The sequence below is a fragment of the Streptomyces violens genome (assembly GCF_000717745.1).
Classification (GTDB): domain Bacteria; phylum Actinomycetota; class Actinomycetes; order Streptomycetales; family Streptomycetaceae; genus Streptomyces; species Streptomyces violens.
Map to the genome: position 1 here is coordinate 168428 of NZ_JOBH01000017.1, position 23424 is coordinate 191851.

A 23424-nucleotide genomic window follows, 5' to 3' on the forward strand; every position below is an offset into this window, starting at 1 on the left:
AGCTGCGGGCACTGGTCTAAACCATTAAAGACCACCACCCAGCCATTAGGGGAGTGTGCTGTGAAGCGTGGGCTGATCGCGGCGACGGCAGTCGCGGGAATGCTGGTAAGTGTCGCGGCCTGCGGGTCCGGCGAGTCGGCGGGGGCGGACGAGGCGAGCCTCACCGTATGGGTCATGGACGGCTCCACCCCACCGGGCTGGACGAAGGACGTCACGGCCGCCTTCGAGAAGAAGACCGGCGCGAAGCTGAACATCGAGATCCAGAAGTGGAACGGCATTCAGCAGAAGATCACCACCGCGCTCTCCGAGGAGAACCCGCCGGACGTCATCGAGGTCGGCAACACCCAGACCCCCGCCTACGCCAAGACCTCCGGCCTCGCCGAACTGGACGACCTGAAGAAGGAGATCGGCGCCGACTGGACGCCGTCCCTGAACAAGTCGGCCGTCTACGAGGGCAAGCAGTACGCCGCCCCCTGGTACGCCGCCAACCGCGTCGTCGTCTACAACAAGAAGATCTGGGCCGAGGCCGGCGTCAAGGGCACGCCGAAGACCCGCACCGAGTTCTTCAAGGACCTCGACCTGATCGAGAAGAAGACGGACGCCGAGCCGCTCTATCTGCCCGGCCAGAACTGGTACTTCTTCGACGGCCTGACCATCGGTACCAAGGCGAACCTGGTCAAGAAGCAGGGCGGCAAGTGGGTCTCCAACCTCGCCGACCCCAAGGTCGCCAAGGCCATGGACATCTACAAGCAGTACCAGTCCTTCAGCAAGGCACCGAAGGACAAGGACGAGGCCACCCCGCAGCAGGGCGAGGTCTTCGCCAAGGGGAAGACCGGCGCGTTCATCGGCATGGGCTGGGAGTCCGGGATCGCCATCAAGGCCAACCCGAAGATCGAGAAGGACATCGGTTACTTCACCATCCCCGGTGAGACCGCCGGGACACCGGAGGGCGTCTTCCTCGGCGGCTCCAACCTCGCCGTCGCCGCCGGCAGCCAGAAGCAGGACCTGGCCAAGAAGTTCCTGAAGATCGCGCTCTCCGACAAGTACGAGGCACAGCTCGCCGAAGAAGGCGGCGTCATCCCCAACAAGGAGTCGCTGCAGAACGCCCTGAAGGGCAACCCGGCGGCCGAGGCGGCAGCGCCCGCCGTCGCCGGCGGCGGCACCACCCCGCTGATTCCCGAATGGGGCGCGGTGGAGAACCCGCCCAACCCCATCAAGACGTACATGACCGCCGTCCTGAGCGGTAAGACGCCGATGGACGCCGCCCGGCAGGTCGAGGGCGAATTCAACAAGCGCCTCGGTCAGCAGCAGTGAGCGCGAGCACCACCGACGTACGGCCCCGCAAGGCGGTACGGCCCGTGAAGGAGGCGCCGCGGCCCGCCAAGGAGGTGCGGCGCCGCGCATACGGGCCGTACCTCCTGCTGCTGCCCGCGCTCGCCGTCACCGCAGTGTTCCTCGGCTGGCCCATGGTCACCAACGGACTGCTGTCCCTCCAGAACCTCAACATGGGACAGCTCATCCGGCACGCCACCGAGTGGAACGGCCTGGACAATTACGGCGAGATCCTCGGCAACGAGGAGTTCTGGCGGGTCTCCCTCCGCTCGCTCCTCTTCACCGCCGCGAACGTCGTCCTGACCATGGGCATCGGCACCCTCATCGGCCTGCTGCTCGCCCGGCTCGGCCCCCGTATGCGGCTCACCCTGCTGTTCGGTCTGGTCCTCGCCTGGGCCATGCCCGTCATCGCCGCCACCACCGTCTACCAGTGGCTCTTCGCCCAGCGCTTCGGCGTCGTCAACTGGGTACTGGACCGCCTCGGGTGGCACGGCATGGCGGACTTCAACTGGACCGGCGGCCAGTTCTCCACCTTCTTCGTCATCACCGTCCTGGTCGTCTGGCAGTCCGTACCCTTCGTCGCGATCAACCTCTACGCCGCGACGACCACCATCCCCAGGGAGCTCTACGAAGCGGCCGCCCTCGACGGCGCCGGCCTCTGGAGGAGCTTCACCTCGGTAACGCTCCCCTTCATCAGGCCTTTCCTCTACGCGACGACCTTCCTCGAAGTCATCTGGATCTTCAAAGCCTTCGCCCAGGTGTTCGCCATCAACGAGGGCGGCCCGGAGCGCCTCACCGAAATCCTCCCCGTGTACGCCTTCATCGAGGGCATGGGCAACCAGCACTACGGCATGGGCGCGGCCATCTCGCTGCTGACCATCCTCATCCTGCTGGCCCTGACCTCGTACTACCTCCGGATCGTGCTCCGGCAGGAGGAGGACGAGCGATGAAACGCAGTCTCTTCGGCCGCCTCTGGCCCAACGCCACGGCCCTGGCCCTGACCGCGGGCCTGCTCTTCCCCGTCTACTGGATGTTCAGTACGGCACTGAAGCCGACCGGCGACATCATCAGCGAGGACCCCGTGTGGTTCCCGCTCAGCCCGACCCTCGAACACTTCCGCACCGCCGTCAGCGCCCCGAACTTCTGGCGATATGTCGGCAACTCCGTCACCGTCACGGTCCTCGCCGTGGGCATGTCGCTCGTGATCGCGCTGCTCGCGTCCTTCGCGATCGCCCGGATGCGCTTCAAGGGGCGCCGCGGCGTGATCGTCACCTTCATGGTCGCCCAGATGGCGCCCTGGGAGGTGATGGTCATCGCGATCTACATGATCGTCCGGGACGGCGACATGCTGAACAGCCTGCTGCCCCTCACCTTCTTCTACATGGTCATGGTGCTGCCCTTTACGATCCTCACCCTCCGCGGCTACATCGCGGCCGTCCCCAAGGAGCTGGAGGAGTCCGCCATGGTCGACGGGTGCTCCCGCCCCCAGGCATTCCTCCGGATCATCCTGCCGCTGCTCGCCCCCGGGCTGATGGCCACCTCGCTCTTCGGCTTCATCACCGCCTGGAACGAATTCCCCCTCGTCCTCATCCTCAACAAGCAGGCCGAGGCCCAGACCCTGCCCCTGTGGCTGTCCGGCTTCCAGACCAACTTCGGCGACGACTGGGGCGCCACCATGGCCGCCGCCTCCCTCTTCGCCCTCCCCATCCTGATCCTCTTCCTCTTCCTGCAGCGCAAGGCGGTCGGCGGCCTCACCTCGGGCGCGGTGAAGGGATGACGCGGCCGCCCGCCTGCCTCCGCCCCCGGACCACCGGTCTGCGATCTGATGAAAGCCGCGCCCGGTCCGCTACCGCCTTCCGGTCCGGTACCGCCGCCCGCCCGCCTGCTTGTTCACGCGCAGTGAAGGGACACGCAGCTCCATGACGACGCTCGTACGCTCCGCCGACACCCTCACCCGCGACGCGCTGGCCGTGCTCCAGCCGGGCTTCACCGGGACCGACGCGCCGGACTGGCTGCTGCGCCGGCTCGGCGAGGGCCTCACGTCCGTCGGCCTGTTCGGACGCAACGTGCATACCCCCGAACAGCTCGCCGCCCTGAGTGCCCGCCTCCGCGCCGAGACCGACGGCATCCTCATCGCCATCGACGAGGAAGGCGGCGACGTCACCCGCCTCGAAGTACGCGGCGGCTCCTCCTTCCCCGGCAACCTCGCCCTCGGCGCCGTCGACGACACCGGCCTCACCCACGCCGTCGCCCGCGAGCTGGGCCGCCGCCTCGCCGACTGCGGCATCACCCTCAACTGGGCCCCCAGCGCCGACGTCAACTCCAACCCCGGCAACCCCGTCATCGGCGTACGCTCCTTCGGCTCCGACCCGCACCTGGTCGCCCGGCACACCGCCGCCTACGTCCAGGGCATGCAGTCCGCCGGCGTCGCCGCCTGCACCAAGCATTTCCCCGGCCACGGCGACACCGCCGTCGACTCCCACCACGACCTGCCCCGCATCGACGCCGCCCGCGACACCCTGCACGCCCGCGAACTCGTGCCCTTCAAGGCGGCCGTCGCGGCCGGCACCAAGGCCGTCATGAGCGCCCACATCCTCGTGCCCGCCCTCGACGGCGATCTGCCCGCCACGCTCAGCCCGGCCGCACTGCACGGACTGCTGCGCGCGCCCGTCGCGGCCGGCGGCCTCGGCTTCGACGGCCTGATCGTCACCGACGCCGTGGAGATGCGGGCCATCGCCGCCACGTACGGAATCGAACGCGGCAGCGTGCTCGCCATCGCCGCCGGTGCCGACGCCATCTGTGTCGGCGGCGGGCTGGCCGACGAGGCGACCGTCCTCCGGCTCCGCGACGCGCTGGTACGCGCCGTGCGCTCCGGCGCCCTCCCGGAAGAGCGCCTCGCCGACGCCGCCGCGCGGGTGCGCGCGCTGTCGCAGTGGACGCGGGAGCGGGGACGACGCGGGCCCACGGACGCCACACCGCGGGACCCCGAGGTCGGCCTGCGCGCCGCCCGCCGGGCGCTGCGGACGACGGTGAGCGGCGAACCGTACGAACCGTTGCGTACGCCCGCGTACGTCGCTGCCTTCACGCCCGTCGCCAACATCGCCGTCGGCGACGAGACCCCCTGGGGCGTCGCCGCCGAACTCGCGCGGCTGCTCCCCGGAACCGAGACCGGCGGTTACAGCGCCGCACAGGCCGCCGAGACCGGTACGCCCGCACTGGTCTCCCATGTGCTCCGCGAGGCGGCGCACCGCAGGATCGTCGCAGTAGTACGCGACGTCCACCGGCACCCCTGGATGGCCGACGCCCTCACCGCTCTCGTCGCCGCCCGGCCCGACACCGTCGTGGTCGAGATGGGAGTCCCGCAGGCGCCGCCCACCGGAGCGCTGCACCTCGCGACCCACGGGGCCGCCCGCGTCTGCGGACGGGCCGCCGCGGAGGTCATCACGGGCGGCTGAGGCCGCGGCAAAAGCACAGGTGCCGAGCCCCGCGGGACTCGGCACCTGTGCGTTCCGTACGGAATACGGATACGGGGTACGGGATTCCTTACAGCCCCTGCCACTCCGGCTTGGCCGCGTACGTCGCGCGGAAGTAGTCCGCGAGCTTGAGCTTCGAGGCCGCCGCCTCGTCGACGACCACCGTCGCGTGCGGGTGCAGCTGCAGCGCGGAGGCCGGCACCACCGCGGCCACCGGCCCCTCCACGGTCTGGGCCACCGCGTCCGCCTTGCCCTCGCCCGTGGCCAGCAGCACCAGGTGACGGGCCTCCAGAATGGTCCCGATGCCCTGGGTGATGACGTGGTGCGGCACCTCGTCGAGGCTGTCGAAGAACCGGGCGTTGTCCTCCCGGGTGCGCTGCGTCAGCGTCTTGATACGGGTACGGGAGGCGAGCGAGGAGCACGGCTCGTTGAAGCCGATGTGCCCGTCGGTGCCGATGCCCAGGAGCTGGAGGTCCACGCCGCCGGCCTCGGCCAGCGCGCGGTCGTAGGCGTCACAGGCCGCCTGGAGGTCCTCGGCGGCGCCGTCCGGGCCCATGAAGGAGTCCGCGCTCAGGCCGAGCGGCGCGACGACCTCGCGCAGCACCACGGAACGGTAGGACTCGGGGTGGCCCGCGGGCAGCCCCACGTACTCGTCGAGCTGGCAGATACGGGCCCGCGAGGCGTCCACGGCCCCCGCCGCGACCTTGTTCGCGAGCGCTTCGTAGATGGGCAGCGGGGTCGAGCCGGTGGCCACGCCGAGCAGCGCGTCGGGCTTGCGCCTCAGCAGGGCGGCCATGGCCTCGGCGATCAGCTCGCCGCCTTCCTTGGCATCCGGGACGATGACAACTTCCACGCTGGGCCTGCCGTTCTGGAGAGGGGGCAAGTGGTATAGACCACTCTAGCAGCGGCGTCGCGGCCCCGTGGTGCCCTTGGCGCACCGCCGCGCACGCCACCGCGATTCCATGCTCCGCGCTCCCCACGCGCCGGGCTACCGCAGACCTCCGGACCCCGATCCACCTGCGCAAACGCCGACGGCCCCCGCTCCTCGGAGGAGCGGGGGCCGTTCAAATGTCCGTCTGAGTATGCGCCTGTGCCTGCGCCCGGAAACACCCGCGGGCCGCGGCGCCGGGACAGGACCCTCAACCTGTCCGGCACCGCAGCCCGGAGCTGACATCGGCCGGTGCACGCCGTGAGGTGTGCGGTTCCTCGCGGCGCCCGGTCCGGCCGATCGGAGGCCGCGGCGCAGTCAGGGCAGAGAGCGCCTCGGTCCTCTATCCGTCCTCCTGTGCGGGGAGGGCGGAAGCCTTTTACCGATTCATTGTGGACTAGACCATGCGCATCAGTCCATGCCTGTGCACGGTCAACGGATACACCGTACGCCGGTAGGCTCGCATGCGTGCCCTCCATGAACGATCTCGTCCGCCAGCACACCGCTCTGAGCGACTCCGACCTCGAGTGGCTCCATCTGCTGGTCTCGGAATGGCAGCTGCTCTCCGACCTGTCCTTCGCCGACCTCGTCCTGTGGGTGCCCACCCTGGACGGCACGCGGTACGTGTCCGTCGCGCAGATGCGTCCGAACACCGGGCCGACGTCGTACCAGGACGACATGGTCGGCCATCTGGTGCCGCGCGGCCGCCGCCCCATGCTGGACACCGCGCTGGACGAGGGCCGCATCGTGCGCGAGGGCGACCCCGAGTGGCGCGAGGAAGTGCCCGTACGGGTGGAGTCCATCCCCGTACGCCGGGACGGCCGGGTGCTGGGCGTGATCGCGCGGAACACCAACCTGCTCACCGTACGGACGCCCAGCCGGCTGGAGCTCACCTACCTGCAGAGCGCGTCCGACCTGGCGCAGATGATCGCTGCAGGATCGTTTCCCTTCCCCGGCCAGCAGGTCGACATGGACGCCTCGCCGCGAGCCGGCGACGGGCTCATCCGGCTCGACGCGGACGGCGTCGTCCAGTACGCCAGTCCGAACGCGCTCTCCGCGTACCACCGCCTCGGACTCGCCGCCGACCTCGTCGGCCACCACCTCGGCCGGGCCACCGCCGAACTCGCACCGGCGCGCGGCCCCGTGGACGAGGCCCTCGTGAAGCTCGCCAGCGGGTGGGCGCCGCGCGAATTCGAGGTGGAGGGTGACGACGGCGTCATTCAACTGAGAGCCATCCCGCTCAAACCGAAGGGCACGCACATCGGTTCACTCGTGCTGCTGCGCGACGTCACCGAATTGCGACGCCGAGAGCGCGAATTGATTACGAAGGACGCGACCATCCGGGAAATCCACCACCGGGTGAAGAACAACTTGCAGACAGTTGCCGCCCTCTTGCGGCTGCAGGCCCGCCGGATGGATTCGCCCCAGGGCCGCGAGGCGCTGAACGAGGCGGTCCGCAGGGTCGGTTCCATCGCGATCGTCCACGAGACGCTGTCCCAGAACCTGGACGAGCGGGTCGAGTTCGACGAGATCGCCGACAGAGTGCTGGCCATGGTGGCGGAGATTTCGCCGGGGAAGGTGGCCGGGCGGCGCAGCGGCCGCTTCGGGATCCTGGACGCCGAGGTCGCCACCCCGCTGTCCATGGTGCTCACCGAGGTCCTCCAGAACGCGCTGGAGCACGCCTTCGCGCCGGGGGAGCAGGGCACGGTCGAGGTGGGCGCGGTGCGCGGCGGCAGCAGTACGGAGCCGCGCCTGCGGGTCACCGTCCGGGACGACGGCCGCGGGCTGCCCGAGGGGTTCGACCCGCAGCGCGCCGGCAACCTGGGGCTGCAGATCGTCCGGACGCTGGTCGAGGGTGAGATGAGCGGCACGTTCGACATGCTTCCGGCCCCCGGGCGCGGCACCCAAGTGGTGCTGGACATTCCGGTGCGGGCCGAAAAGCACTGAGCGTGCCGGCAGGGCCTTGACCGGCCGCGGCCGGTTCATCCCGCTCGCGCCCCCGTGCGCGGAGGTGCGGGCGGGGCGCCTGGTGGCGCATCTCACGCGATACGCACCACCATGCGCTCCCCTCCGTACGGCCATACGGAGGCGTGCGCGGACAGCAGTCAGCCCCGGACCGAGTTACGGTCCGGGGCTCAAAGCTCACGTTGCTTAGCGCATCGGGGGTACTGCGCGCTGCGGCTCGGATGCCACGGGGCGTCTGGTTCAGGCGCTGGCGTTGCGCGCCCGGTTACGAGCCGCACGGCGCTTCATTGCGCGGCGCTCGTCCTCGCTCAGACCACCCCAGACGCCGGAGTCCTGACCGGACTCGAGCGCCCACTGCAGGCACTGCTCCATGACGGGGCAGCGGCGGCAGACGGCCTTGGCTTCCTCGATCTGCAGCAGCGCAGGACCGGTGTTGCCGATGGGGAAGAAGAGCTCGGGGTCTTCCTCGCGGCAAACGGCGCGGTGACGCCAGTCCATGGCTGCTCCATCTCCTCGTATTACGGGAACGTTGCTTGTGAATGTGAACGCTTTCACGAATCCCTCCGCAAGGGAAGGGCCGAACACCCGCATGGGGTTGGTGCGGTCCTGGAAAAGAGGAGGGGATTCGGGCTCTCAAGGGGGCCGAAGAGCGGCCGTCCCGATCGCCATGAAGAGACTCGCAAACCTCGGCGGCGGATACAACCCCTTCCGGAAACTTTTTTTTGATTCCTTGGTGTCGGCTGCGTCACAGCCGTACTTCTGGGGGGTGGAAGTCAGCCTAAACGTTCGACTGAAAGGACTTTAGGCCCTACTGCTCACACAATCACACGCAGTGCACGGCGTACGCCTGTGAACGTCACGCTGGAACGCAGTCCCAGGTGGTCGCCGTCCATCTGGAAGGGCAGTGGAACCTGTGAATGCAAGGTGAAGTCCGTCTGATCATGAAGCGATACGGCGTGCTTTCCCCGTGGGCCGCGGTCCGGGGTTGACGCCAGCAGCTGGGTGGCGTACCGGGCGACCGCCGGGGTGGAGAGTCTGCTCAGCGCGAAGACGTCCAGGGCGGTGTCGAAGGACGCCTGTGGCGACGGGTAGACCGGGCGATTGCCCAGGTAGGTCCAGGGGGCGGTGTTGCAGATTATGGACAGGACGAGGTCTTTGATCACTTCCGTCGAGCCCGGTTCGGTGCCCGGGTGCTCCAGCGTGATCGTGCCGTGCCGGCGGTTCGGCTCGCCCATGAACTGGCGCATGACCTGTCGCACATACAGCGCATGGGTCGAACGCTTGCCGCGTTCGCGCTGTTGTTCGACTCGGCCCACGACGCCGGCATCGAAGCCGAAGCCCGCGCAGAAAGTGAACCAGCGCTTCGGAATCATCTCGTCCTGAGTGTCCGGTGTGCCGGCGGCCAAACCCAGTCCGACCGTACGTTCGCTGCCGTCGCGCAGTGCGTCCAGCAGGGCGCCGGTGGCCTCCACGGCGTCGTTCGGCAGACCCAGCGCCCGGGCGAAGACGTTCGTGGAGCCGCCGGGGACCACCGCGAGGCGCGGCAGCGCCTCCGGGTCCGGGCCGTGGGTCAGCAGACCGTTGACGACCTCGTTGACCGTCCCGTCGCCGCCGAGGGCGACCACCAGCTCCGTCTCGCCGCTCTCCGCGGCCCGGCGGGCGAGGTCGCGCGCGTGACCTCTGTACTCGGTCTGCGCGACCTCCAGCTTCAGGTCGCTGGCCAGCGCGTGGGCCAGTACGTCACGGGTGCGCGCACTGGTGGTGGTTGCTGCAGGGTTGACCACGAGAAGTGCACGCATGGGGAGCAGGGTACCTACCTGTGGGTACGAGGGCCCAGCCCCTGCCCGTCAGGTGGACGGGTCCCCGGCGCTACCCTGCTGGGGTGAGCAGCAGTAAGCAGAAGCGGACCCCAGCCGCCCCCACGCCCGTCCCCGCACCCGCCGGGCCGCGGCCGCGCCGGCTGACCGCCGCGGCGGTGCTCACGGGCCTGGAAGGGCTCGCGCTGGCAGCGCTGGGCGTCTACATGCTGGTCGACGGGCTGACCGGCTCGCCGGACAGCCCTCAGCAGGCCGAGATGGGCGGGATCACCGTGATCGTGCTCGCGCTGCTGCCGCTGGTCTCCGCGCGCGGGCTGTGGCTGCGGCGGCGCTGGAGCCGCGGACCCTCGCTGATCACTCAGATCGTGGCGCTGCCGGTGGCCTGGACGCTGATCAACGGCGGGGGCGCGCTGCTCGCGGGCGGCGTGGTCCTGGGCGTCGTCGCGTTCGTCGTGCTCGGTCTGCTGGTCAATCCGACGGCCACCGAGGCGCTGGGCATCGGGCCGCGCGAGGACACGTAGCCGACTCGCGGCCGACTCGTGGCCGGGGCCAGTCGCCGGCTTGCGGGGACCGCGCAGGGGGCGGCGTGTAGGCGGCGGCGCTCGCTGCGCGCCGGGGCGGCCGCACAGCCGTACGCCGGTACTCGCGCGGGCGCTCAGGAGAGCCGCACGCCGGGCTTGCGCGGGGCGTGCCGGAAAGCCGTACGCCGGGATTGTGCCGGGCGTGCTGGAAAGTCGTACGTCCTCGTACGAGCGGGCGTTCGGGAAGTCCGTACGCCGACGGGCGCGGGCGCACCGGGCCCGTGTGGCTCCCGGCGGAGTCCTGTGGGGCTGTCGGTGCGGCCCGCGCCCGTCGTGCGGTCGTGGTCCGGAGTGCGGCGGATCCGGCGGTCTCCCGCCCCGCCGGAGGGTCCGCTACTCCTCGACCAGCAGCTTGTCGCGGAGCTGGGCCAGGGTGCGGGCCAGCAGCCGGGAGACGTGCATCTGCGAGATGCCGACCTCCTGGGCGATCTGCGACTGGGTCATATTGCCGAAGAAGCGCAGCAGAAGGATCTTCTTCTCGCGCGGCGGCAGGTCCTCCAGCAGCGGCTTGAGGGATTCGCGGTACTCGACGCCCTCCAGCGCCTCGTCCTCGGCGCCCAGGGTGTCGGCGACCGCGGGGGACTCGTCGTCGGTGTCCGGCACGTCCAGCGAGAGGGTGCTGTAGGCGTTCGCCGACTCCAGGCCCTCCAGCACCTCCTCCTCGGAGATGCGCAGATGCTCGGCCAGCTCATGGACCGTGGGGGCACGGCCGTGCCGCTGGGAGAGCTCCGCGGTCGCCGTGGTCAGCGACAGCCGCAGCTCCTGCAGGCGGCGCGGCACGCGGACCGCCCAGCCCTTGTCGCGGAAGTGCCGCTTGATCTCGCCGACCACGGTCGGGGTGGCGTACGTGGAGAACTCCACGCCGCGCTCCGGATCGAACCGGTCCACCGACTTGATCAGGCCGATCGTGGCGACCTGGGTGAGGTCGTCGAGCGGCTCGCCGCGGTTGCGGAAGCGCCGGGCGAGATGCTCCACCAGGGGGAGGTGCATCCGGACCAGGGTGTTCCGCAGCTCCGCGCGCTCGTCGGAGCCCTCCGGGAGCTTGCGCAGCTCGTAGAACATCGCGCGGGCACCACTGCGGTCGTGCGGATCATGCGCATCGTGAGGGTGATGCTGCGGATCCTGCTGCTGCCGCTGCTGCTCGCTGTGGTCCATGTGGTCCGCCCGCTCTGCCTGCTCCGCCGCGTTCAACCGGCCGCTGAGGTCGTCCGTGCCCATCGGGTGCGGCCGGGCCTGCTGCTCGGGGATGGCCACTCTGGGCTCCATCCGCGCGCCGCGCTCCAGATCCTTCACAGGGCCCCCTCTTCGGTCATGACGGTCCGGGACCGGCGCCGCGCTCCTTGTACAGACTGATGCTGACCGTCTGGTCCTCGGCGACGGTGGAGTCGACCTTGCCGGCCAGTGCGGAGAGCACCGTCCAGGCGAAGGTGTCGCGCTCTGGAGCGCGTCCGTCGGTGGTGGGAGCCGATACGGTCACCTGCAGCGCGTCGTCGATCAGCCGGAAGACGCAGCTCAGCACACTTCCGGGGACGGCTTGCTGCAGGAGGATCGCGCACGCCTCGTCGACGGCGATACGCAGATCCTCGATCTCGTCGAGGGTGAAGTCCAACCGGGCTGCCAGTCCGGCCGTGGCCGTACGCAGCACCGACAGATAGGCACCCGCAGCGGGCAGCCGGACTTCCACGAAGTCCTGATTCCCGGGCTCGCCTGCGATCTGGGACACCCTCACCTCCAAGGTGACACAAGCTGTTTGAGCTGATATTCATGCCGGACCGGATCCTCCCGGCGGAAGGAACGGCCACCCGGCACAGCGCATGCGCTGTGCGACGCTATCGCGATCTGCGGTGCAATGTCGCCCGGGATCGGCGTGGCTGCCGGCCTGGCACGACGGTGGGACTCGCAGTGTCCCGCAAACCCACGAGTGTCACTCATTGTAAGCCTACGGGTACGGACAGTGGCTAGGGGTCTGCACTGCCAAATCGGCGCTGGTTACGCTGCGTTGGCATCTGCAGTTGCCGCGAGCTCGTGCAGTGCCTCTCCAGTGAGCCGGAAGACGGTCCATTCGTCCATGGGCTGAGCACCGATCGACTTGTATATACCGATGGACGGTTCATTCCAATCCAGGACTGACCATTCAAAACGTCCGTATCCACGGCGGATGCATATCTGCGCCAGCGCGGCGAGCAGTGACTTGCCGTGTCCGGCGCCGCGGTGCGCAGGCCTGACGTACAGGTCCTCCAGATAGACACCGTGCGTGCCCGTCCACGTGGAGAAGTTGCGGAACCACAGGGCAAAGCCCACCGGGGTGCCGGACTCCTCGGCGATCAGCCCGAAGACGGCCGGGTGCTCGCCGAACAGGGCGTCGCGGAGCTGCTCTTCGGTGGCCTTCGCCGACTCCAGTTCGCGCTCGTACTCCGCGAGCTCGCGGATCATGGCGTGGATCGCCGGAACGTCGTCGGGTGTCGCAGTGCGGATCATGCTGTGAAGGCTAACGGGCCCCACTGACAACCGGCGCCGGGCGCCGTGCGGCCCGCGCGCCCGGAGGAGCGCTCGTACCAGCGCTCAGACCAGCGTTTTGTCGGTGAAGCACCAGCGCCAGTCCTCGCCCGCCCCGAAGGAGCGCATCACCGGATGCCCGGTCGCCTCGAAGTGCGCCGTGGCGTGCCGGTACGGCGAGGAGTCGCAGCACCCGACGTGGCCGCAGACCAGGCAGAGCCGCAGCTGTACGGGGTGGCTGCCGACGGCGAGGCACTCGGTGCAGGTGTCGCTCAGCGCGGCCGGTTCGGGGCGCGGCAGGTCGAGAACGTGCGGGCACTCGCTCATGATTGCCAGATTAGCCGGAACGCGCGGGGACGGGTCTGCCATGGATGTGATGCCACTGCTGTTGCTGGTCGCCGGGAGCGCGGCCGTCGCGGGACTGGCGAGGCGTACGCCCGTACCCGCGCCCCTGCTGCTCGTCGCGGCCGGGCTCGGTGCGGGCTATCTGCCCGGCGTCCCCGACTACCCTCTCGACCCGCACATCGTGCTGCCCCTGCTGCTGCCGCCCCTGCTGCACACCGCGGCGCTGGACAGCTCGTACCTGGACCTGCGGGCCAATCTGCGCCCGGTAGCGCTGCTGTCGGTCGGCTACGTGCTCTTCGCGACGCTGGCCGTCGGATACGCCGCGTACCTCGTCATCCCGGACCTGCCGCTGACCGCGGCCCTCGTGCTGGGCGCGGTCATCGCGCCCCCGGACGCCGTGGCGGCCACCGCCATCGCCCGCCGGCTGCGGCTGCCCGGCCGGATCACGACCATCCTGCAGGGCGAGTCGCTGGTCAACGACGCCACCGCCATCACCGCCTACAAGGTGGCGCTCGCCGCGGCCGTCGGGGAGGGCGCGACCTGGGCCGGCGGCCTGAAGGAGTTCGGCATCGCGGCGGTCGGCGGCATCGGGATCGGGCTGGTCCTCATGGGGCCGCTGCACTGGCTGCGCTGCAAGCTGCGGGACTCCGCGGTACTGGAGAACACGCTGTCGCTGCTCATCCCGTTCCTGGCGTACTCGGTGGCCGAGCACGTCGGCGCCTCCGGGGTGCTCGCCGTCGTGGTGGTCGCGCTGTACCTGGGGCACCGCTCCTGGCAGGTGGGCTTCGATACGCGGCTCCAGGAGGCCGCGGTGTGGACGATGGTCGCCTTCCTGCTGGAGTCCACGGTCTTCGCGCTCATCGGGCTCCAGCTGCCGGTCGTGGTGCGGGGGCTGGGGGAGTTCAGCACCGTGCAGGCGATCACGTACGCCCTTGTGCTGTTCGCCGTGGTGGTGCTGGCGCGCTTCGTATGGGTGTTCCCCGCGACGTACCTGCCCCGGTGGCTGTCGGCGCGTATTCGGGAACGGGAAGCCGACACGACCTGGACGGCGCCGGTGATCGTCGGCTGGGCCGGGATGCGCGGGGTGGTCTCGCTGGCGATCGCCTTCTCCATCCCGCTGACGACGCACAGCGGCGAGCCCTTCCCTGCGCGCAACCTGGTGCTCTTCCTGACCTTCAGCACCGTCATCGGCACCCTCGTGGTCCAGGGGCTGACGCTGCCGCCGCTGATCCGGCTCCTGAAGCTGCCCCGGCCGGATCCGCAGGCCGAGACGCTGGCCGAGGCGCAGGCGCAGAACGACGCGTCGGACGCGGCGGAGCGCCGGCTGCGCGAACTCCTGGAGGACTCGCGCAACGCGCTGCCGGGGCCCTTGGAGGACCGGCTGCGGACCGTCCTGGAGCGCCGCCGCAACGCCGTCTGGGAGCGGCTGGGGCCGCCGAACGCGGAGACCGGGGAGTCGGTGGAGGCGACCTACCTGCGGCTGGCCCGGGAGATGATCGGCGCGGAGCGCGCGGTCTTCGTGGAGCTGCGCGACGCCCGGCGGATCGACGACGAGATGCTGCGGACGCTGCTGCGCCGGCTGGACCTGGAGGAGGCGGCGGCGTACCGGGAGACGGTGAGCCCGGAGTAAGGCGGTGCGCTGCTTCAGAGGTCCCGGGACACGGCCTGCCTCAGGGTGAGCCGGTGATCACCGCGGCCACGGTGGTGCCCGGCGCGAAGGCGCCCTCTTCGGTACGCGTCACCAGGCCCAGCAGCATCTTCGCCACGTACACCCGCTCCAGCGGCAGGCCGTGCCGCGCCTCGAAATCTGTGGCGAAGGCGTCCAGCGCTGGCGTGCTGCGGGCGTAGCCGCCGCAGTGGAACGCGGTGTCCAGCCGCCAGTCACCGCGCCGGCCCCCGAAGGCCGCCTCCTGGAGGCGCAGTACGTCTGCCTCCAGGAAGTGGCCGGGGCCGGGGCCGCCCTTCAGTACGGGGAAGCCGAGGGCGCGCTGTCCCGGGGCGAGGCCCGCGGCCAGTCCCGCGAGGGTGCCGCCGGTCCCGCAGGCCACGGCGACGACGTCGGCGGCCCCGGCCAGCTCGTGGCCCAGGGCGGCGCAGCCGCGGGCGGCGAGGGCGTTGCTGCCGCCCTCGGGGACCAGGCGGTACGGCCCGAAGCGGGCGCGCAGCGCGTCGAGCAGCTCGGGGTCGTCCTTGCGGCGGTAGCGGGCGCGGTCCAGGAAGTGCAGCCGCATGCCGTCGGCGGCACAGCGGGCCAGCGAGGGGTTCAGCGGCCGGTCGGCCAGTTCCTCGCCCCGTACGACGCCTATCGTGTCCAGGCCCAGGAGGCGGCCCGCCGCGGCGGTGGCGCGCAGGTGGTTGGAGTACGCGCCGCCGAACGTGAGCAGCGTGCGGTCCCCGGCCGCCGCGGCGGCGCGGAGATTGGGCTCCAGTTTCCGCCATTTGTTGCCCGGCAGATCGGGGTGTATCAGGTCGTCCCGCTTGAGCAGCAGGCGTACGCCGCGGCGCGCGAACCGGTCGTCCTCGATCTCCTGTACCGGGGACGGCAGGTGCGGCCGCAGCGTCTTCGGGTCGGGGACGGTGCCGGTCACGCCCCCATTGTCCGCGCGGCGCCCCGCGCCACGCGGCGGGACGTCACCGCAGGCGCTTCCCGATGCGCTCGCGCAGCGCGTCCATCGTGAAGCCGCGCGGGTCGACCTTGCCCGGCTGCCACTCCAGATGGCCGAGCACCGAGCGCTCGTTCCAGCCGTGCACCCGGCACACCGCGGCGGCCGCCTTCTCGATCGCCTCCAGCTGTGCGTCGGGCCACGGGTCCTCGCCGTCGCCGAGGTTCTCGCACTCGAAGCCGTAGTAGACGCGGTTGCCGTCGGTGTCGGCCTCGTTGTCCGGCGGCAGCCGCCGCTCGGCGATCACCGCCCGCAGGACGTCGCCGTCGCCGAGCCCCGCGTGGTTGGCGCGGCCGTGACCCACCAGATGGACCGTGCCGTCCTTGGTGATCACGCCGTGGCACAGCGGGCCCGGCAGGTCCGGGTGGCCGTCGTAGCAGATCCGTACGGTCTCCTCGGCGCCCGAGGTCACGGTGTGGTGGATCATCACGCCGTGCACCCCGCCCCAGGGGCCCTTGTGATTGCGGTTGTGCGTGCGCCAGTTGCCGACCTCGACGACGCGCAGCCCTTCGTCCCGCAGCGCTTCGAGGAATCTGTCCGCTGACATGGGTGAGGCCATGAACGGCTCCGTTCCGGTGCAACAGCGGCCGCCGATCGCGTACCGCCTCGTAAAACGCTTGTACTGGAACGGAACCTTCTGGGTCAGCAGTTCGCGGTCAATGCGAGCCGAAGCGGCCACTTACGGGGCATACGCTGGACATATGTCCCTACCGGAGCGGTTTCGCGCACGGGAACCGTGGGAACCTGTGCCGGTCGCGCGGATCAGCCCCTACGCGCCGCGCAGGATGCCGTCCCCGTGCGTCGCGATGTACCCCTCGAGCGCCTGCAGCGCCGTCGCCGTCGCCTCCGGGGAGCCGCTGCCGCGCCGCTCGGCGTAGTACGCCGCGCCCAGCCGCTTCAGCAGATCGGCGCCCGCGCGCTGCTGCTGGACCTCGTCCACCTTCTGCTTGCCCTGTGCCAGGCCACGCTGCGCCTGCTCCTTGGCACGGTCCAGAAATCCCGCCATTGTGCTGCCTCCGCGTCGGTCCATGGGTCTCGCAGGCACCGGTGCCGTCCGGCTCCGGTGCGTGCCGTACCCGATCAACGGCCGGGACGCGGCGGCGGTTCCCGTGCCAGGCTGGAGACGTGTACCGGGAACGGCCCTCCGTGCTGTCCGGCGCCGCCGTGTGGACCAAGACCCCGGGAACGGCGCCGCGTCCCGTGCTGCCCGACGGCTGCACCGATCTGATCTGGTACGACGGCCGCCTTCTGGTCGCGGGACCGGACACCCGCCCGCATCTGCCGCAGGCGCCGGAGCGGGCCCCCGAGGCGCCCGTCGTCGGCCTGCGCTTCGCCCCGGGGCAGGGCCCGGCCGTCTTCGGAGTGCCCGCACACGAACTGCGTGACCTGCGGGTTCCCCTCGCTGACCTGTGGCCCCGCGACCGGGTACGGCGGCTGACCGACGAGCTGGCCGCCGCGGCGGCCGACCACGGCCCGCAAGCCCCGGGAGCCGCTGCCGGCCGCGCCCCGGAAACCGCGTCCGGTCGCGCCCTGGAAGCCGCTGCCGCCGCCGCGCTGCGTACGGGTACCGCGCCCGACCCGGCACGCGGACTGATCGCACGGGCCGCGGCCCGGGGCACGCCGGTGCGCGAGCTCGCCGACGCGGTCGGCGTGGGCGAGCGCCAGCTGCACCGCCGCTGCCTGGCCGCCTTCGGGTACGGCCCCAAGACCCTCGGCCGGGTGCTGCGTCTGGTGCGCGCCCTGGATCTGGCCCGCTCCGGGATGCCGTACGCACAGGTCGCCGCGGTCGCCGGGTACGCCGACCAGGCACATCTGGCGCGCGAGGTGAAGGCGCTGGCGGGAGCCCCGCTCGGGGCGGTGCTCGCGCCGGGATAGCGTGTTCGGCATGGACTACCAGGCCGTTCTCGAGGAGGTGGCGGACCGTGCGCGGCCGCTGGTGAGACAAGGGAGGGTCGCCGACTACATCCCCGCACTGGAGCGCGTCTCGCCGGACCGCTTCGGGATCGCGCTCACCGACATCCACGGGGAGACGTACGGCGTCGGTGACTGGGAGGTCCCGTTCTCCGTGCAGTCCATCTCCAAGGCCTTCTCCCTCGCGCTCGTGCTGGCCCAGGAGGACCAGAGCATCTGGAAGCGGGTGGGGCGCGAGCCGTCGGGCACGCCCTTCAACTCCCTGGTGCAGCTCGAGTGGGAGCAGGGCATCCCGCGCAATCCTTTCCTCAACTCCGGCGCGCTGGTCGTCACCGACCGCCTGCAGACCCTCACCGGCGACGCCAGCACGGCGCTGCTGGACTTCATGCGCGAGGAGAGCGGCAATCCGGAGCTCTCCTTCGACCAGGCCGTCGCCGGCTCCGAGGCCGAGCACGGCAACCGGAACGCGGCGCTGGCCCACTTCATGGCGAGCTTCGGCAATCTGGAGAACCCCGTCCCCAGCGTCATCGAGCACTACTTCTGGCAGTGTTCGATCGAGATGAGCTGCCGCGACCTGGCCACGGCCGGCGGCTTCCTCGCCCGCCACGGGCTGCGCGCCGACGGCACCCGGCTGTTGCACGCCCGCGACGCCAAGCGGATGAACGCGGTGATGCTGACCTGCGGCACCTACGACGCGGCGGGGGAGTTCGCCTACCGGGTGGGGCTGCCCGCCAAGAGCGGGGTGGGCGGCGGCATCGTGGCGGTCGTCCCCGGGCGCTGCACGCTGTGTGTGTGGAGCCCGGGGCTGGACGCGCGCGGCAATTCGGTGGCCGGGGCCGCGGCGCTGGACCACTTCACGACGCTCACCGGATGGTCGGTGTTCTGAGGACCGGCCCTCAGGAGGGCAGCGGCGCGAAGAGGTCGACGCCGTGGCCGTCCGGGTCCAGGACGACGGCGTACCGCTGGCCCCAGAAGGCGTCCCACGGCTTCTTCGCGCCGCGGTACCCGGCGTCGACCAGCTCCGCATAGAGGGCGTCGACCGCCTCCGGGGACGCGCACTCGAAGGCGAGCTCGGGTGTGCCCCCGGAGGACGGTGTCCAGTCCGGGTCCATGGAGCGCAGCGTCTCGTGGGTGTCCCACATCAGCCGCAGCCCGCCGGGCAGCGGCGCGTCCACGTGCGGAGCGGCGTCGGCCTCCGCCGGGATGTCCAGGCCGAGGCGCCGGTAGAAGGCGAGCGAGGCCGCCATGTCGGCGGCGGCCAGGCCGATCGCGGCGAAGCGGGGCGCGGGGGCGGTACGGGCCGCCGCGGCTCCGGGGGTGGTCTGTGCGCTGGTCCTGTCAGTCATGGGTCGAGCGTACGAAGGCGCGGCGCCGCCGGTCTTGAACGAATCGGACGTCCCCGGGCGCCGCACCCGACCCGCGAGCCGCGCCTACGGGCACAGCGCCTGCAAGCGCTGCCCCTACGGGCAGCGCACGACCTGCCCCGCGTACGAAAGGTTTCCGCCGAACCCGAAGAGGAGTACCGGAGCCCCCGAGGGCACCTCGCGCCGTTCGACCAGCTTCGAGAAGGCCAGCGGCACGGACGCCGCCGAGGTGTTGCCCGACTCCACGACGTCCCGGGCGATCACCGCGTTCACCGCCCCGATGCGCTCGGCGACCGGTTCGATGATCCGCAGGTTGGCCTGGTGCAGTACGACGCCGGCCAGCTCGTCCGGCCGTACGCCGGAGCGCTCGCACACCTGGCGCGCGATGGCCGGCAGCTGGGTGGTGGCCCAGCGGTACACGGTCTGGCCCTCCTGGGAGAAGCGGGCCGGCTCGCCCTCGATGCGCACCGCGTCGCCCATCTCCGGGACCGAGCCCCACAGCACCGGGCCGATCTCCGGCTCCGCCGCCGCGGTGACCACGGCCGCGCCCGCGCCGTCGCCCACCAGGACGCAGGTCGAGCGGTCCGTCCAGTCGACCACGTCGGTGAACTTCTCCGCGCCGATCACCAGCGCGTTGCGTGCCGCGCCGGCCCGGATCGCGTGATCGGCGGTGGCCAGCGCGTGGGTGAAGCCCGCGCACACCACGTTGACGTCCATCGTGGCGGCCGCCGGGATGCCGAGCCGGGCGGCCACCCGGGCGGCCGTGTTCGGGCTGCGGCCTGTGGCCGTGCAGGTGGCGACGAGTACGAGGCCGATGTCGGCCGGGTCGAGGCCGCTCGTCGCGAGCGCCTTCGCCGCGGCGGCGGCGGCCATCGCGTCCACGGTCTCGTCGGGGGCGGCGACGCGCCGGGTACGGATGCCGACCCGGCTGCTGATCCAGGCGTCGTCGGTGTCGACGAGCTCGGCCAGGTCGTCGTTGGTGAGCACCTTGGCGGGCTGGTAGTGGCCCAGCGCAAGGATGCGCGACCCGGTCATCTCTCCCCCTGTGGGTGAAAAGTGGAAACGGAATACCGACCTCACCAGTGTTGGCGGCGCGGCGGCGTACCGGGGTGCGTGACCGTCCAATCTTCGGGGCGCGGATCTGGAGAGTTTCGACCGTCACCCCGTGGTAGGCACCGTCCCCCGTGGTAGGCGATTCCGCTGAGAGCGAGGCGCGGGACGCCCGTACACCCGTACGGGCAGAGTCGGCGGCATGAGACTGCTGATGCTGGGTGGCACAGAGTTCGTCGGGCGGGCCGTGACCGAGGCGGCCCTCGCACAGGGATGGCAGGTCACGGTGTTCCACCGGGGCCGGCACGAGGCACCGCCGGGCGCGGCTGTGCTCCACGGTGACCGCACCGCTCCGGAGGGGCTCGCGGCGCTGCGCACGGGGGAGTGGGACGCGGTGGTCGACACCTGGTCCTGGGCGCCGTCGGCGGTACGGGACACGGCCCGGCTGCTGGCCGGCCGGGCGGGGCGCTACGTATACGTGTCGAGCGCTTCGGTGTACGTGCACCCGAAGGCGGCGGGGCTGGGCGAGGAGGCCCCCCTCGTGGCGGGCGATCCGGACGCGGGCGACGTGCCGTACGCGGAGGCCAAGCGGGGCGGTGAGCTGGCGGCCGAGGAGTCCTTCGGCGCCGATGGGTCGGTGTTCGCGCGGGCCGGGTTGATCATCGGTCCCTACGAGAACGTCGGGCGGCTGCCGTGGTGGCTGTCCCGGACCGCCCGCGGCGGCCCCGTCCTGGCCCCGGGCCCGCACGGCCTCCCGCTCCAGTACATCGACCCCCGCGACCTCGCGAACTGGATCCTGCACGCCGTCGAAGCGGGGCTGTCGGGCCCGTACAACATGATCAGCCGGAGCGGCCACGCCACCATGGGCGAGCTGCTGGAGGCGTGCGTCCGGGTCACGGGGTCGGCCGCCGAGCTGCGCTGGACCGACCCGGCGGAGATCCTCGCGGCCGGCATCGAGCCGTGGACGGAGCTGCCGGTCTGGGTGCCGCCGGGCTCGGAGTACCACGACACGCTGCACCGTACGGGGGTGGAGAAGGCGTACGCGGCGGGGCTGCGCTGCCGTCCGGTGGCGGAGACGGTGGCCGACACCTGGGACTGGCTGCGGTCGATCGGCGGGACGGCGCCGCAGCGGCCGGACCGCCCGCTGGTCCGGCTGTCCCCGGAGAAGGAGGCGAAGGTGCTGGGTACGACCGGATCCTGAGAGCCGCGTGCCGTGCCGGAACGTCCCGGCACGGCACGCGCCCGGCGGCCGCCCCGCTACAGCCAGCCGTTCCGCTTGAACCCCCGGTGGATCACCGCGCACGCCGCCACGATCACGCCCATCACCAGCGGGTATCCGAATACCCAGTCCCGCTCCGGCATGTACTCGAAGTTCATGCCGTACACGCCGCACACCATCGTCGGGACCGCCAGGATCGCGACCCAGGCGCTGATCCGGCGCATGTCCTCGTTCTGCGCGATGGTGACCTGCGCGAGGTGCGCCTGGAGTATCGAGTTCAGCAGCTCGTCGAAGGCGGTGATGCGCTCGGTGACCCGGGCCAGGTGGTCGGCGACGTCCCGGAAGTACGTACGGATACGCGGGTCGACCTGGGGCAGCGGCTGGGTGGAGAGCCGGTGCAGCGGCCGGTCCAGCGGCGCCACGGCCCGCTTCAGCTCCAGCAGCTCGCGCTTGAGCTGGTAGATCCGTCCGGCGTCGGCGTTCCGCCCGCCCTCGGCGAAGACCGCGCTCTCCACCTCGTCCATGTCGTCCTGGACGGCCGCCGTCGCCTCCAGATAGTCGTCGACGACCAGGTCGGCGATGGCGTGCAGGACGGCGGACGGGCCGAGCGCGAGCTGCTCCGGGTTCGCTTCCAGCGCCTCGCGCAGCGGGCCGAGCGAGCCGTGCCCGCCGTGCCGCACGGTGATGACGAAGTCCTCGCCGGTGAACACCATGATCTCGCCGGTGTCCACGACCTCGCTGGTCGCCGTGAGCCGGTCGTGGTCGACGTAGCAGGCGGTCTTGAAGACGGTGAACAGGTTGGTGTCGTACTGCTCCAGCTTGGGGCGCTGGTGGGCGAGGACGGCGTCCTCCACGGCCAGCGGGTGCAGCCCGAACAGCTCCACGATGCCCGCGAACTCCGCCTCCGACGGCTCGTGCAGCCCGATCCACACGAACCCGTCGCCCGAGGCGCGGACCCGGTCCACCGCCTCCGCCACGGGGTGGTCGCCGGCCAGCCGTACCCCGTTCTCGTACACCGCGCAGTTGACGACAGCGGTGCCCAGCGGCGAGCGCGCCGGGTGGGCGAGGTCGACGCCGCGGCTGCGCTGTTGTGGCAGGCGTACGGCCCGGCGGAGGTGGCGGATCATCGACATGGGCGGCTCCGGGGCGGCTCCTACGGGCGGGCGCCGCCCAGTATGCCGATCACGGCGCTCCGGTTCATCCCTGGCCCGCGACGCCCCGCCCCTCTTCTGGAGCGCAGCTCCAGCAGGGGGCGGGCGGACGGGGAGGCCGGCGGGGCGGGGCCGTGCACTGAAACGCGCGGTGGGGCGCCGCGGTGGGGAGGCCCACCGCGCATGGAGGGGGGTGAAACGCGCGGCCGCGGACGGGCGCGCGCTGTGGGGGATGCACGCGCGGCGGGGTTCGCGGACCCCACCGCGCGTCTCAGCGCGGGCTGCCGGCCGGCCGTCGGCCCGTGGTCATCGGCGGGCGGCCGACGGCCGACGGTTCGGGGAGGGTCAGGACGCCTTGCCGAAGTGGGCGCCCTTCAGGCCGTTCGCCCAGAGCTGGTCGACCTCGGCGCGCTCGTTGGCGTCCGGCTGGGCGTTGGTGCAGGACGGGCCGGGGCCGCCGCCGGACATCAGCTCGCTGCACGGGCCTTCGTAGTGGTCCGGCAGGCCGAGGACGTGGCCGGTCTCGTGCGCGGTCACGCGGGTGGAGTCGTACTCCTGGTTCTGCTGGTAGTCCAGGAAGATGTAGCCGCGGCCGTGGCCGTCGGTGCTGGCGTAGGAGCCGCGCGGGTCGTTGCCCTCGCGGTACTGGAAGTCCCCGCCGCTGCCCTCCTGGAGCTTGACGTTGGAGACGGCGCTGTTCCATATCTGCGCGCTGCTGGATATCTGCCGCGCGAAGGTGGGCGCGCCGCTCGCGTCGTACGTCACCGTCACCGAAGCGGCGCCGGTCTTCTTCTGCTTGGCGAGCGCCGACTTCAGCACGGCCTCGAAGAACCGCTTGGTGTCGGCCTTCTCGGCGGCCGAACCGACGTACTGGGCCGCGGTCACCGTGTTGTCCGCGGGGGCGGCCGAGGGGGTGGCCACCGCGGGCACGGCGGCGGCGAGGCTCGCGGCAAGGCCCAGACCAAGTGCGGCCGACAGCACCGTCTTCGGAGATCTCATGTGGGGGGCTCCTTAGTGTCCGGGGGACCCGGCCGAGGTGTGGGGCAACGGCCGGGACCCGCGGATGAACTGTGGTGCCGCCGAGTCTGCGGGAGATATCCGGGGAGGCGGAGATTCCATCTGGCGATAG

At 71.3% G+C, this 23424-nt stretch carries 24 protein-coding genes; 10 read left to right on the top strand and 14 right to left on the bottom strand.

Features of this window, described 5'->3' with window-relative positions; all coding sequences use genetic code 11:
- Window positions 1–60: 60 nt before the first annotated feature.
- The 4 genes from IF04_RS0128990 to IF04_RS0129005 all read left to right on the top strand — a co-directional run bounded on the left by IF04_RS0128990 (window position 61) and on the right by IF04_RS0129005 (window position 4787).
- Entirely contained in the window at window positions 61–1314 is a 1254-nt protein-coding gene (locus IF04_RS0128990; RefSeq protein ID WP_030264293.1) for an extracellular solute-binding protein, read from the top strand.
- Window positions 1315–1358: 44 nt separating this feature from the next.
- A complete protein-coding gene (locus tag IF04_RS0128995) occupies window positions 1359–2282 on the top strand; it encodes a carbohydrate ABC transporter permease (RefSeq protein WP_245654550.1) in 924 nt (307 codons plus the stop codon).
- A complete protein-coding gene (locus IF04_RS0129000; RefSeq protein ID WP_030264297.1) occupies window positions 2279–3109 on the top strand; it encodes a carbohydrate ABC transporter permease in 831 nt (276 codons plus the stop codon). Before IF04_RS0128995 ends, IF04_RS0129000 begins: the two co-directional genes overlap by 4 nt.
- A 142-nt stretch (window positions 3110–3251) precedes the next feature.
- The gene (locus IF04_RS0129005) at window positions 3252–4787 is read left to right on the top strand and encodes a glycoside hydrolase family 3 protein (protein ID WP_030264298.1); all 1536 of its coding nucleotides are present in this window, start codon (window positions 3252–3254) and stop codon (window positions 4785–4787) included.
- A gap of 88 nt (window positions 4788–4875) precedes the next feature.
- Here the strand turns inward: IF04_RS0129005 and nagB are convergent, their stop codons facing one another.
- On the bottom strand, window positions 4876–5658 hold the full coding sequence (gene nagB / locus IF04_RS0129010; protein WP_030264299.1) for a glucosamine-6-phosphate deaminase: 783 nt from the start codon (window positions 5656–5658) through the stop codon (window positions 4876–4878).
- A 552-nt stretch (window positions 5659–6210) separates the two neighbouring features.
- Here nagB and IF04_RS0129015 point away from each other — a divergent pair.
- Window positions 6211–7680, top strand: a complete 1470-nt coding sequence (locus IF04_RS0129015; RefSeq protein WP_030264301.1) for a sensor histidine kinase — start codon at window positions 6211–6213, stop codon at window positions 7678–7680.
- A 258-nt stretch (window positions 7681–7938) separates the two neighbouring features.
- On the opposite strand, the gene IF04_RS0129020 is transcribed toward IF04_RS0129015, so the two are convergent.
- Together IF04_RS0129020 and IF04_RS0129025 are read right to left on the bottom strand one after the other, a co-directional pair.
- Entirely contained in the window at window positions 7939–8196 is a 258-nt protein-coding gene (locus tag IF04_RS0129020; RefSeq protein ID WP_003983230.1) for a WhiB family transcriptional regulator, read from the bottom strand.
- 317 nt (window positions 8197–8513) lie between these two features.
- A complete protein-coding gene (locus tag IF04_RS0129025) occupies window positions 8514–9497 on the bottom strand; it encodes a diacylglycerol/lipid kinase family protein (RefSeq protein WP_030264305.1) in 984 nt (327 codons plus the stop codon).
- 83 nt (window positions 9498–9580) lie between these two features.
- On the opposite strand from IF04_RS0129025, the gene IF04_RS0129030 reads away from it, so the two are divergent.
- On the top strand, window positions 9581–10036 hold the full coding sequence (locus IF04_RS0129030) for a hypothetical protein (protein ID WP_030264308.1): 456 nt from the start codon (window positions 9581–9583) through the stop codon (window positions 10034–10036).
- Window positions 10037–10429: 393 nt separating this feature from the next.
- Here IF04_RS0129030 and IF04_RS0129035 read toward each other — a convergent pair whose 3' ends face one another.
- From IF04_RS0129035 to IF04_RS0129050, 4 genes are all read right to left on the bottom strand, one after another.
- The gene (locus IF04_RS0129035; RefSeq protein ID WP_030264312.1) at window positions 10430–11362 is read right to left on the bottom strand and encodes an RNA polymerase sigma factor SigF; all 933 of its coding nucleotides are present in this window, start codon (window positions 11360–11362) and stop codon (window positions 10430–10432) included.
- 43 nt (window positions 11363–11405) lie between these two features.
- Window positions 11406–11819: an ATP-binding protein gene (locus IF04_RS0129040; protein WP_030264314.1), complete on the bottom strand. Its 414-nt coding sequence runs from the start codon at window positions 11817–11819 to the stop codon at window positions 11406–11408.
- Between the two features lie 266 nt (window positions 11820–12085).
- Window positions 12086–12574 (bottom strand): GNAT family N-acetyltransferase, encoded by a 489-nt coding sequence (locus IF04_RS0129045; protein WP_030264318.1) that lies wholly within the window; start codon window positions 12572–12574, stop codon window positions 12086–12088.
- 84 nt (window positions 12575–12658) lie between these two features.
- Window positions 12659–12919 (bottom strand): UBP-type zinc finger domain-containing protein, encoded by a 261-nt coding sequence (locus tag IF04_RS0129050; protein ID WP_030264320.1) that lies wholly within the window; start codon window positions 12917–12919, stop codon window positions 12659–12661.
- Window positions 12920–12959: 40 nt separating this feature from the next.
- On the opposite strand from IF04_RS0129050, the gene IF04_RS0129055 reads away from it, so the two are divergent.
- Window positions 12960–14567, top strand: coding sequence for a Na+/H+ antiporter (locus tag IF04_RS0129055; protein ID WP_030264323.1), 1608 nt, complete (start codon window positions 12960–12962; stop codon window positions 14565–14567).
- Window positions 14568–14607: 40 nt separating this feature from the next.
- Here the strand turns inward: IF04_RS0129055 and IF04_RS0129060 are convergent, their stop codons facing one another.
- The 3 genes from IF04_RS0129060 to IF04_RS0129070 all read right to left on the bottom strand — a co-directional run bounded on the left by IF04_RS0129060 (window position 14608) and on the right by IF04_RS0129070 (window position 16606).
- Complete coding sequence (locus IF04_RS0129060) at window positions 14608–15525, bottom strand: 1-aminocyclopropane-1-carboxylate deaminase/D-cysteine desulfhydrase (RefSeq protein ID WP_030264327.1); 918 nt, start codon at window positions 15523–15525, stop codon at window positions 14608–14610.
- A 43-nt stretch (window positions 15526–15568) separates the two neighbouring features.
- A complete protein-coding gene (locus tag IF04_RS0129065; protein ID WP_030264330.1) occupies window positions 15569–16159 on the bottom strand; it encodes an N-acetylmuramoyl-L-alanine amidase in 591 nt (196 codons plus the stop codon).
- Between the two features lie 210 nt (window positions 16160–16369).
- Window positions 16370–16606 (bottom strand): hypothetical protein, encoded by a 237-nt coding sequence (locus IF04_RS0129070; protein WP_030264333.1) that lies wholly within the window; start codon window positions 16604–16606, stop codon window positions 16370–16372.
- Window positions 16607–16725: 119 nt separating this feature from the next.
- Here IF04_RS0129070 and IF04_RS0129075 point away from each other — a divergent pair, with 119 nt between their 5' ends.
- Together IF04_RS0129075 and IF04_RS0129080 are read left to right on the top strand one after the other, a co-directional pair.
- Window positions 16726–17475: a helix-turn-helix domain-containing protein gene (locus IF04_RS0129075; protein ID WP_030264336.1), complete on the top strand. Its 750-nt coding sequence runs from the start codon at window positions 16726–16728 to the stop codon at window positions 17473–17475.
- A 10-nt stretch (window positions 17476–17485) separates the two neighbouring features.
- The gene (locus IF04_RS0129080; protein ID WP_030264338.1) at window positions 17486–18397 is read left to right on the top strand and encodes a glutaminase; all 912 of its coding nucleotides are present in this window, start codon (window positions 17486–17488) and stop codon (window positions 18395–18397) included.
- Between the two features lie 10 nt (window positions 18398–18407).
- Here IF04_RS0129080 and IF04_RS0129085 read toward each other — a convergent pair whose 3' ends face one another.
- On the bottom strand, window positions 18408–18857 hold the full coding sequence (locus tag IF04_RS0129085; protein WP_037961072.1) for a VOC family protein: 450 nt from the start codon (window positions 18855–18857) through the stop codon (window positions 18408–18410).
- 114 nt (window positions 18858–18971) lie between these two features.
- Window positions 18972–19910, bottom strand: a complete 939-nt coding sequence (locus tag IF04_RS0129090; protein ID WP_030264341.1) for a beta-ketoacyl-ACP synthase III — start codon at window positions 19908–19910, stop codon at window positions 18972–18974.
- Window positions 19911–20127: 217 nt separating this feature from the next.
- On the opposite strand from IF04_RS0129090, the gene IF04_RS0129095 reads away from it, so the two are divergent.
- Entirely contained in the window at window positions 20128–21126 is a 999-nt protein-coding gene (locus IF04_RS0129095; protein WP_245654542.1) for an NAD-dependent epimerase/dehydratase family protein, read from the top strand.
- A gap of 56 nt (window positions 21127–21182) precedes the next feature.
- Here the strand turns inward: IF04_RS0129095 and IF04_RS0129100 are convergent, their stop codons facing one another.
- Both IF04_RS0129100 and snpA read right to left on the bottom strand, forming a co-directional pair.
- The gene (locus IF04_RS0129100; RefSeq protein WP_030264345.1) at window positions 21183–22271 is read right to left on the bottom strand and encodes a magnesium and cobalt transport protein CorA; all 1089 of its coding nucleotides are present in this window, start codon (window positions 22269–22271) and stop codon (window positions 21183–21185) included.
- 369 nt (window positions 22272–22640) lie between these two features.
- A complete protein-coding gene (gene snpA / locus IF04_RS0129105; RefSeq protein ID WP_030264348.1) occupies window positions 22641–23294 on the bottom strand; it encodes a snapalysin in 654 nt (217 codons plus the stop codon).
- Between the last annotated feature and the right edge of the window lie 130 nt (window positions 23295–23424).

What these genes read in the sequence shown, in the direction of transcription:
- IF04_RS0129000 (WP_030264297.1), top strand. Translation starts at nt 2,279, where the DNA reads ATGAAACGCAGTCTCTTCGGCCGCCTCTGGCCCAACGCCACGGCCCTG.
- IF04_RS0129005 (WP_030264298.1), top strand. Translation starts at nt 3,252, where the DNA reads ATGACGACGCTCGTACGCTCCGCCGACACCCTCACCCGCGACGCGCTG.
- IF04_RS0129015 (WP_030264301.1), top strand. Translation starts at nt 6,211, where the DNA reads ATGAACGATCTCGTCCGCCAGCACACCGCTCTGAGCGACTCCGACCTC.
- IF04_RS0129020 (WP_003983230.1), bottom strand. Translation starts at nt 8,196, where the DNA reads ATGGACTGGCGTCACCGCGCCGTTTGCCGCGAGGAAGACCCCGAGCTC.
- IF04_RS0129025 (WP_030264305.1), bottom strand. Translation starts at nt 9,497, where the DNA reads ATGCGTGCACTTCTCGTGGTCAACCCTGCAGCAACCACCACCAGTGCG.
- IF04_RS0129035 (WP_030264312.1), bottom strand. Translation starts at nt 11,362, where the DNA reads ATGGAGCCCAGAGTGGCCATCCCCGAGCAGCAGGCCCGGCCGCACCCG.
- IF04_RS0129045 (WP_030264318.1), bottom strand. Translation starts at nt 12,574, where the DNA reads ATGATCCGCACTGCGACACCCGACGACGTTCCGGCGATCCACGCCATG.
- IF04_RS0129050 (WP_030264320.1), bottom strand. Translation starts at nt 12,919, where the DNA reads ATGAGCGAGTGCCCGCACGTTCTCGACCTGCCGCGCCCCGAACCGGCC.
- IF04_RS0129055 (WP_030264323.1), top strand. Translation starts at nt 12,960, where the DNA reads ATGGATGTGATGCCACTGCTGTTGCTGGTCGCCGGGAGCGCGGCCGTC.
- IF04_RS0129065 (WP_030264330.1), bottom strand. Translation starts at nt 16,159, where the DNA reads ATGGCCTCACCCATGTCAGCGGACAGATTCCTCGAAGCGCTGCGGGAC.
- IF04_RS0129070 (WP_030264333.1), bottom strand. Translation starts at nt 16,606, where the DNA reads ATGGCGGGATTTCTGGACCGTGCCAAGGAGCAGGCGCAGCGTGGCCTG.
- IF04_RS0129080 (WP_030264338.1), top strand. Translation starts at nt 17,486, where the DNA reads ATGGACTACCAGGCCGTTCTCGAGGAGGTGGCGGACCGTGCGCGGCCG.
- IF04_RS0129085 (WP_037961072.1), bottom strand. Translation starts at nt 18,857, where the DNA reads ATGACTGACAGGACCAGCGCACAGACCACCCCCGGAGCCGCGGCGGCC.
- IF04_RS0129090 (WP_030264341.1), bottom strand. Translation starts at nt 19,910, where the DNA reads ATGACCGGGTCGCGCATCCTTGCGCTGGGCCACTACCAGCCCGCCAAG.
- IF04_RS0129095 (WP_245654542.1), top strand. Translation starts at nt 20,128, where the DNA reads ATGAGACTGCTGATGCTGGGTGGCACAGAGTTCGTCGGGCGGGCCGTG.
- IF04_RS0129100 (WP_030264345.1), bottom strand. Translation starts at nt 22,271, where the DNA reads ATGATCCGCCACCTCCGCCGGGCCGTACGCCTGCCACAACAGCGCAGC.
- snpA (WP_030264348.1), bottom strand. Translation starts at nt 23,294, where the DNA reads ATGAGATCTCCGAAGACGGTGCTGTCGGCCGCACTTGGTCTGGGCCTT.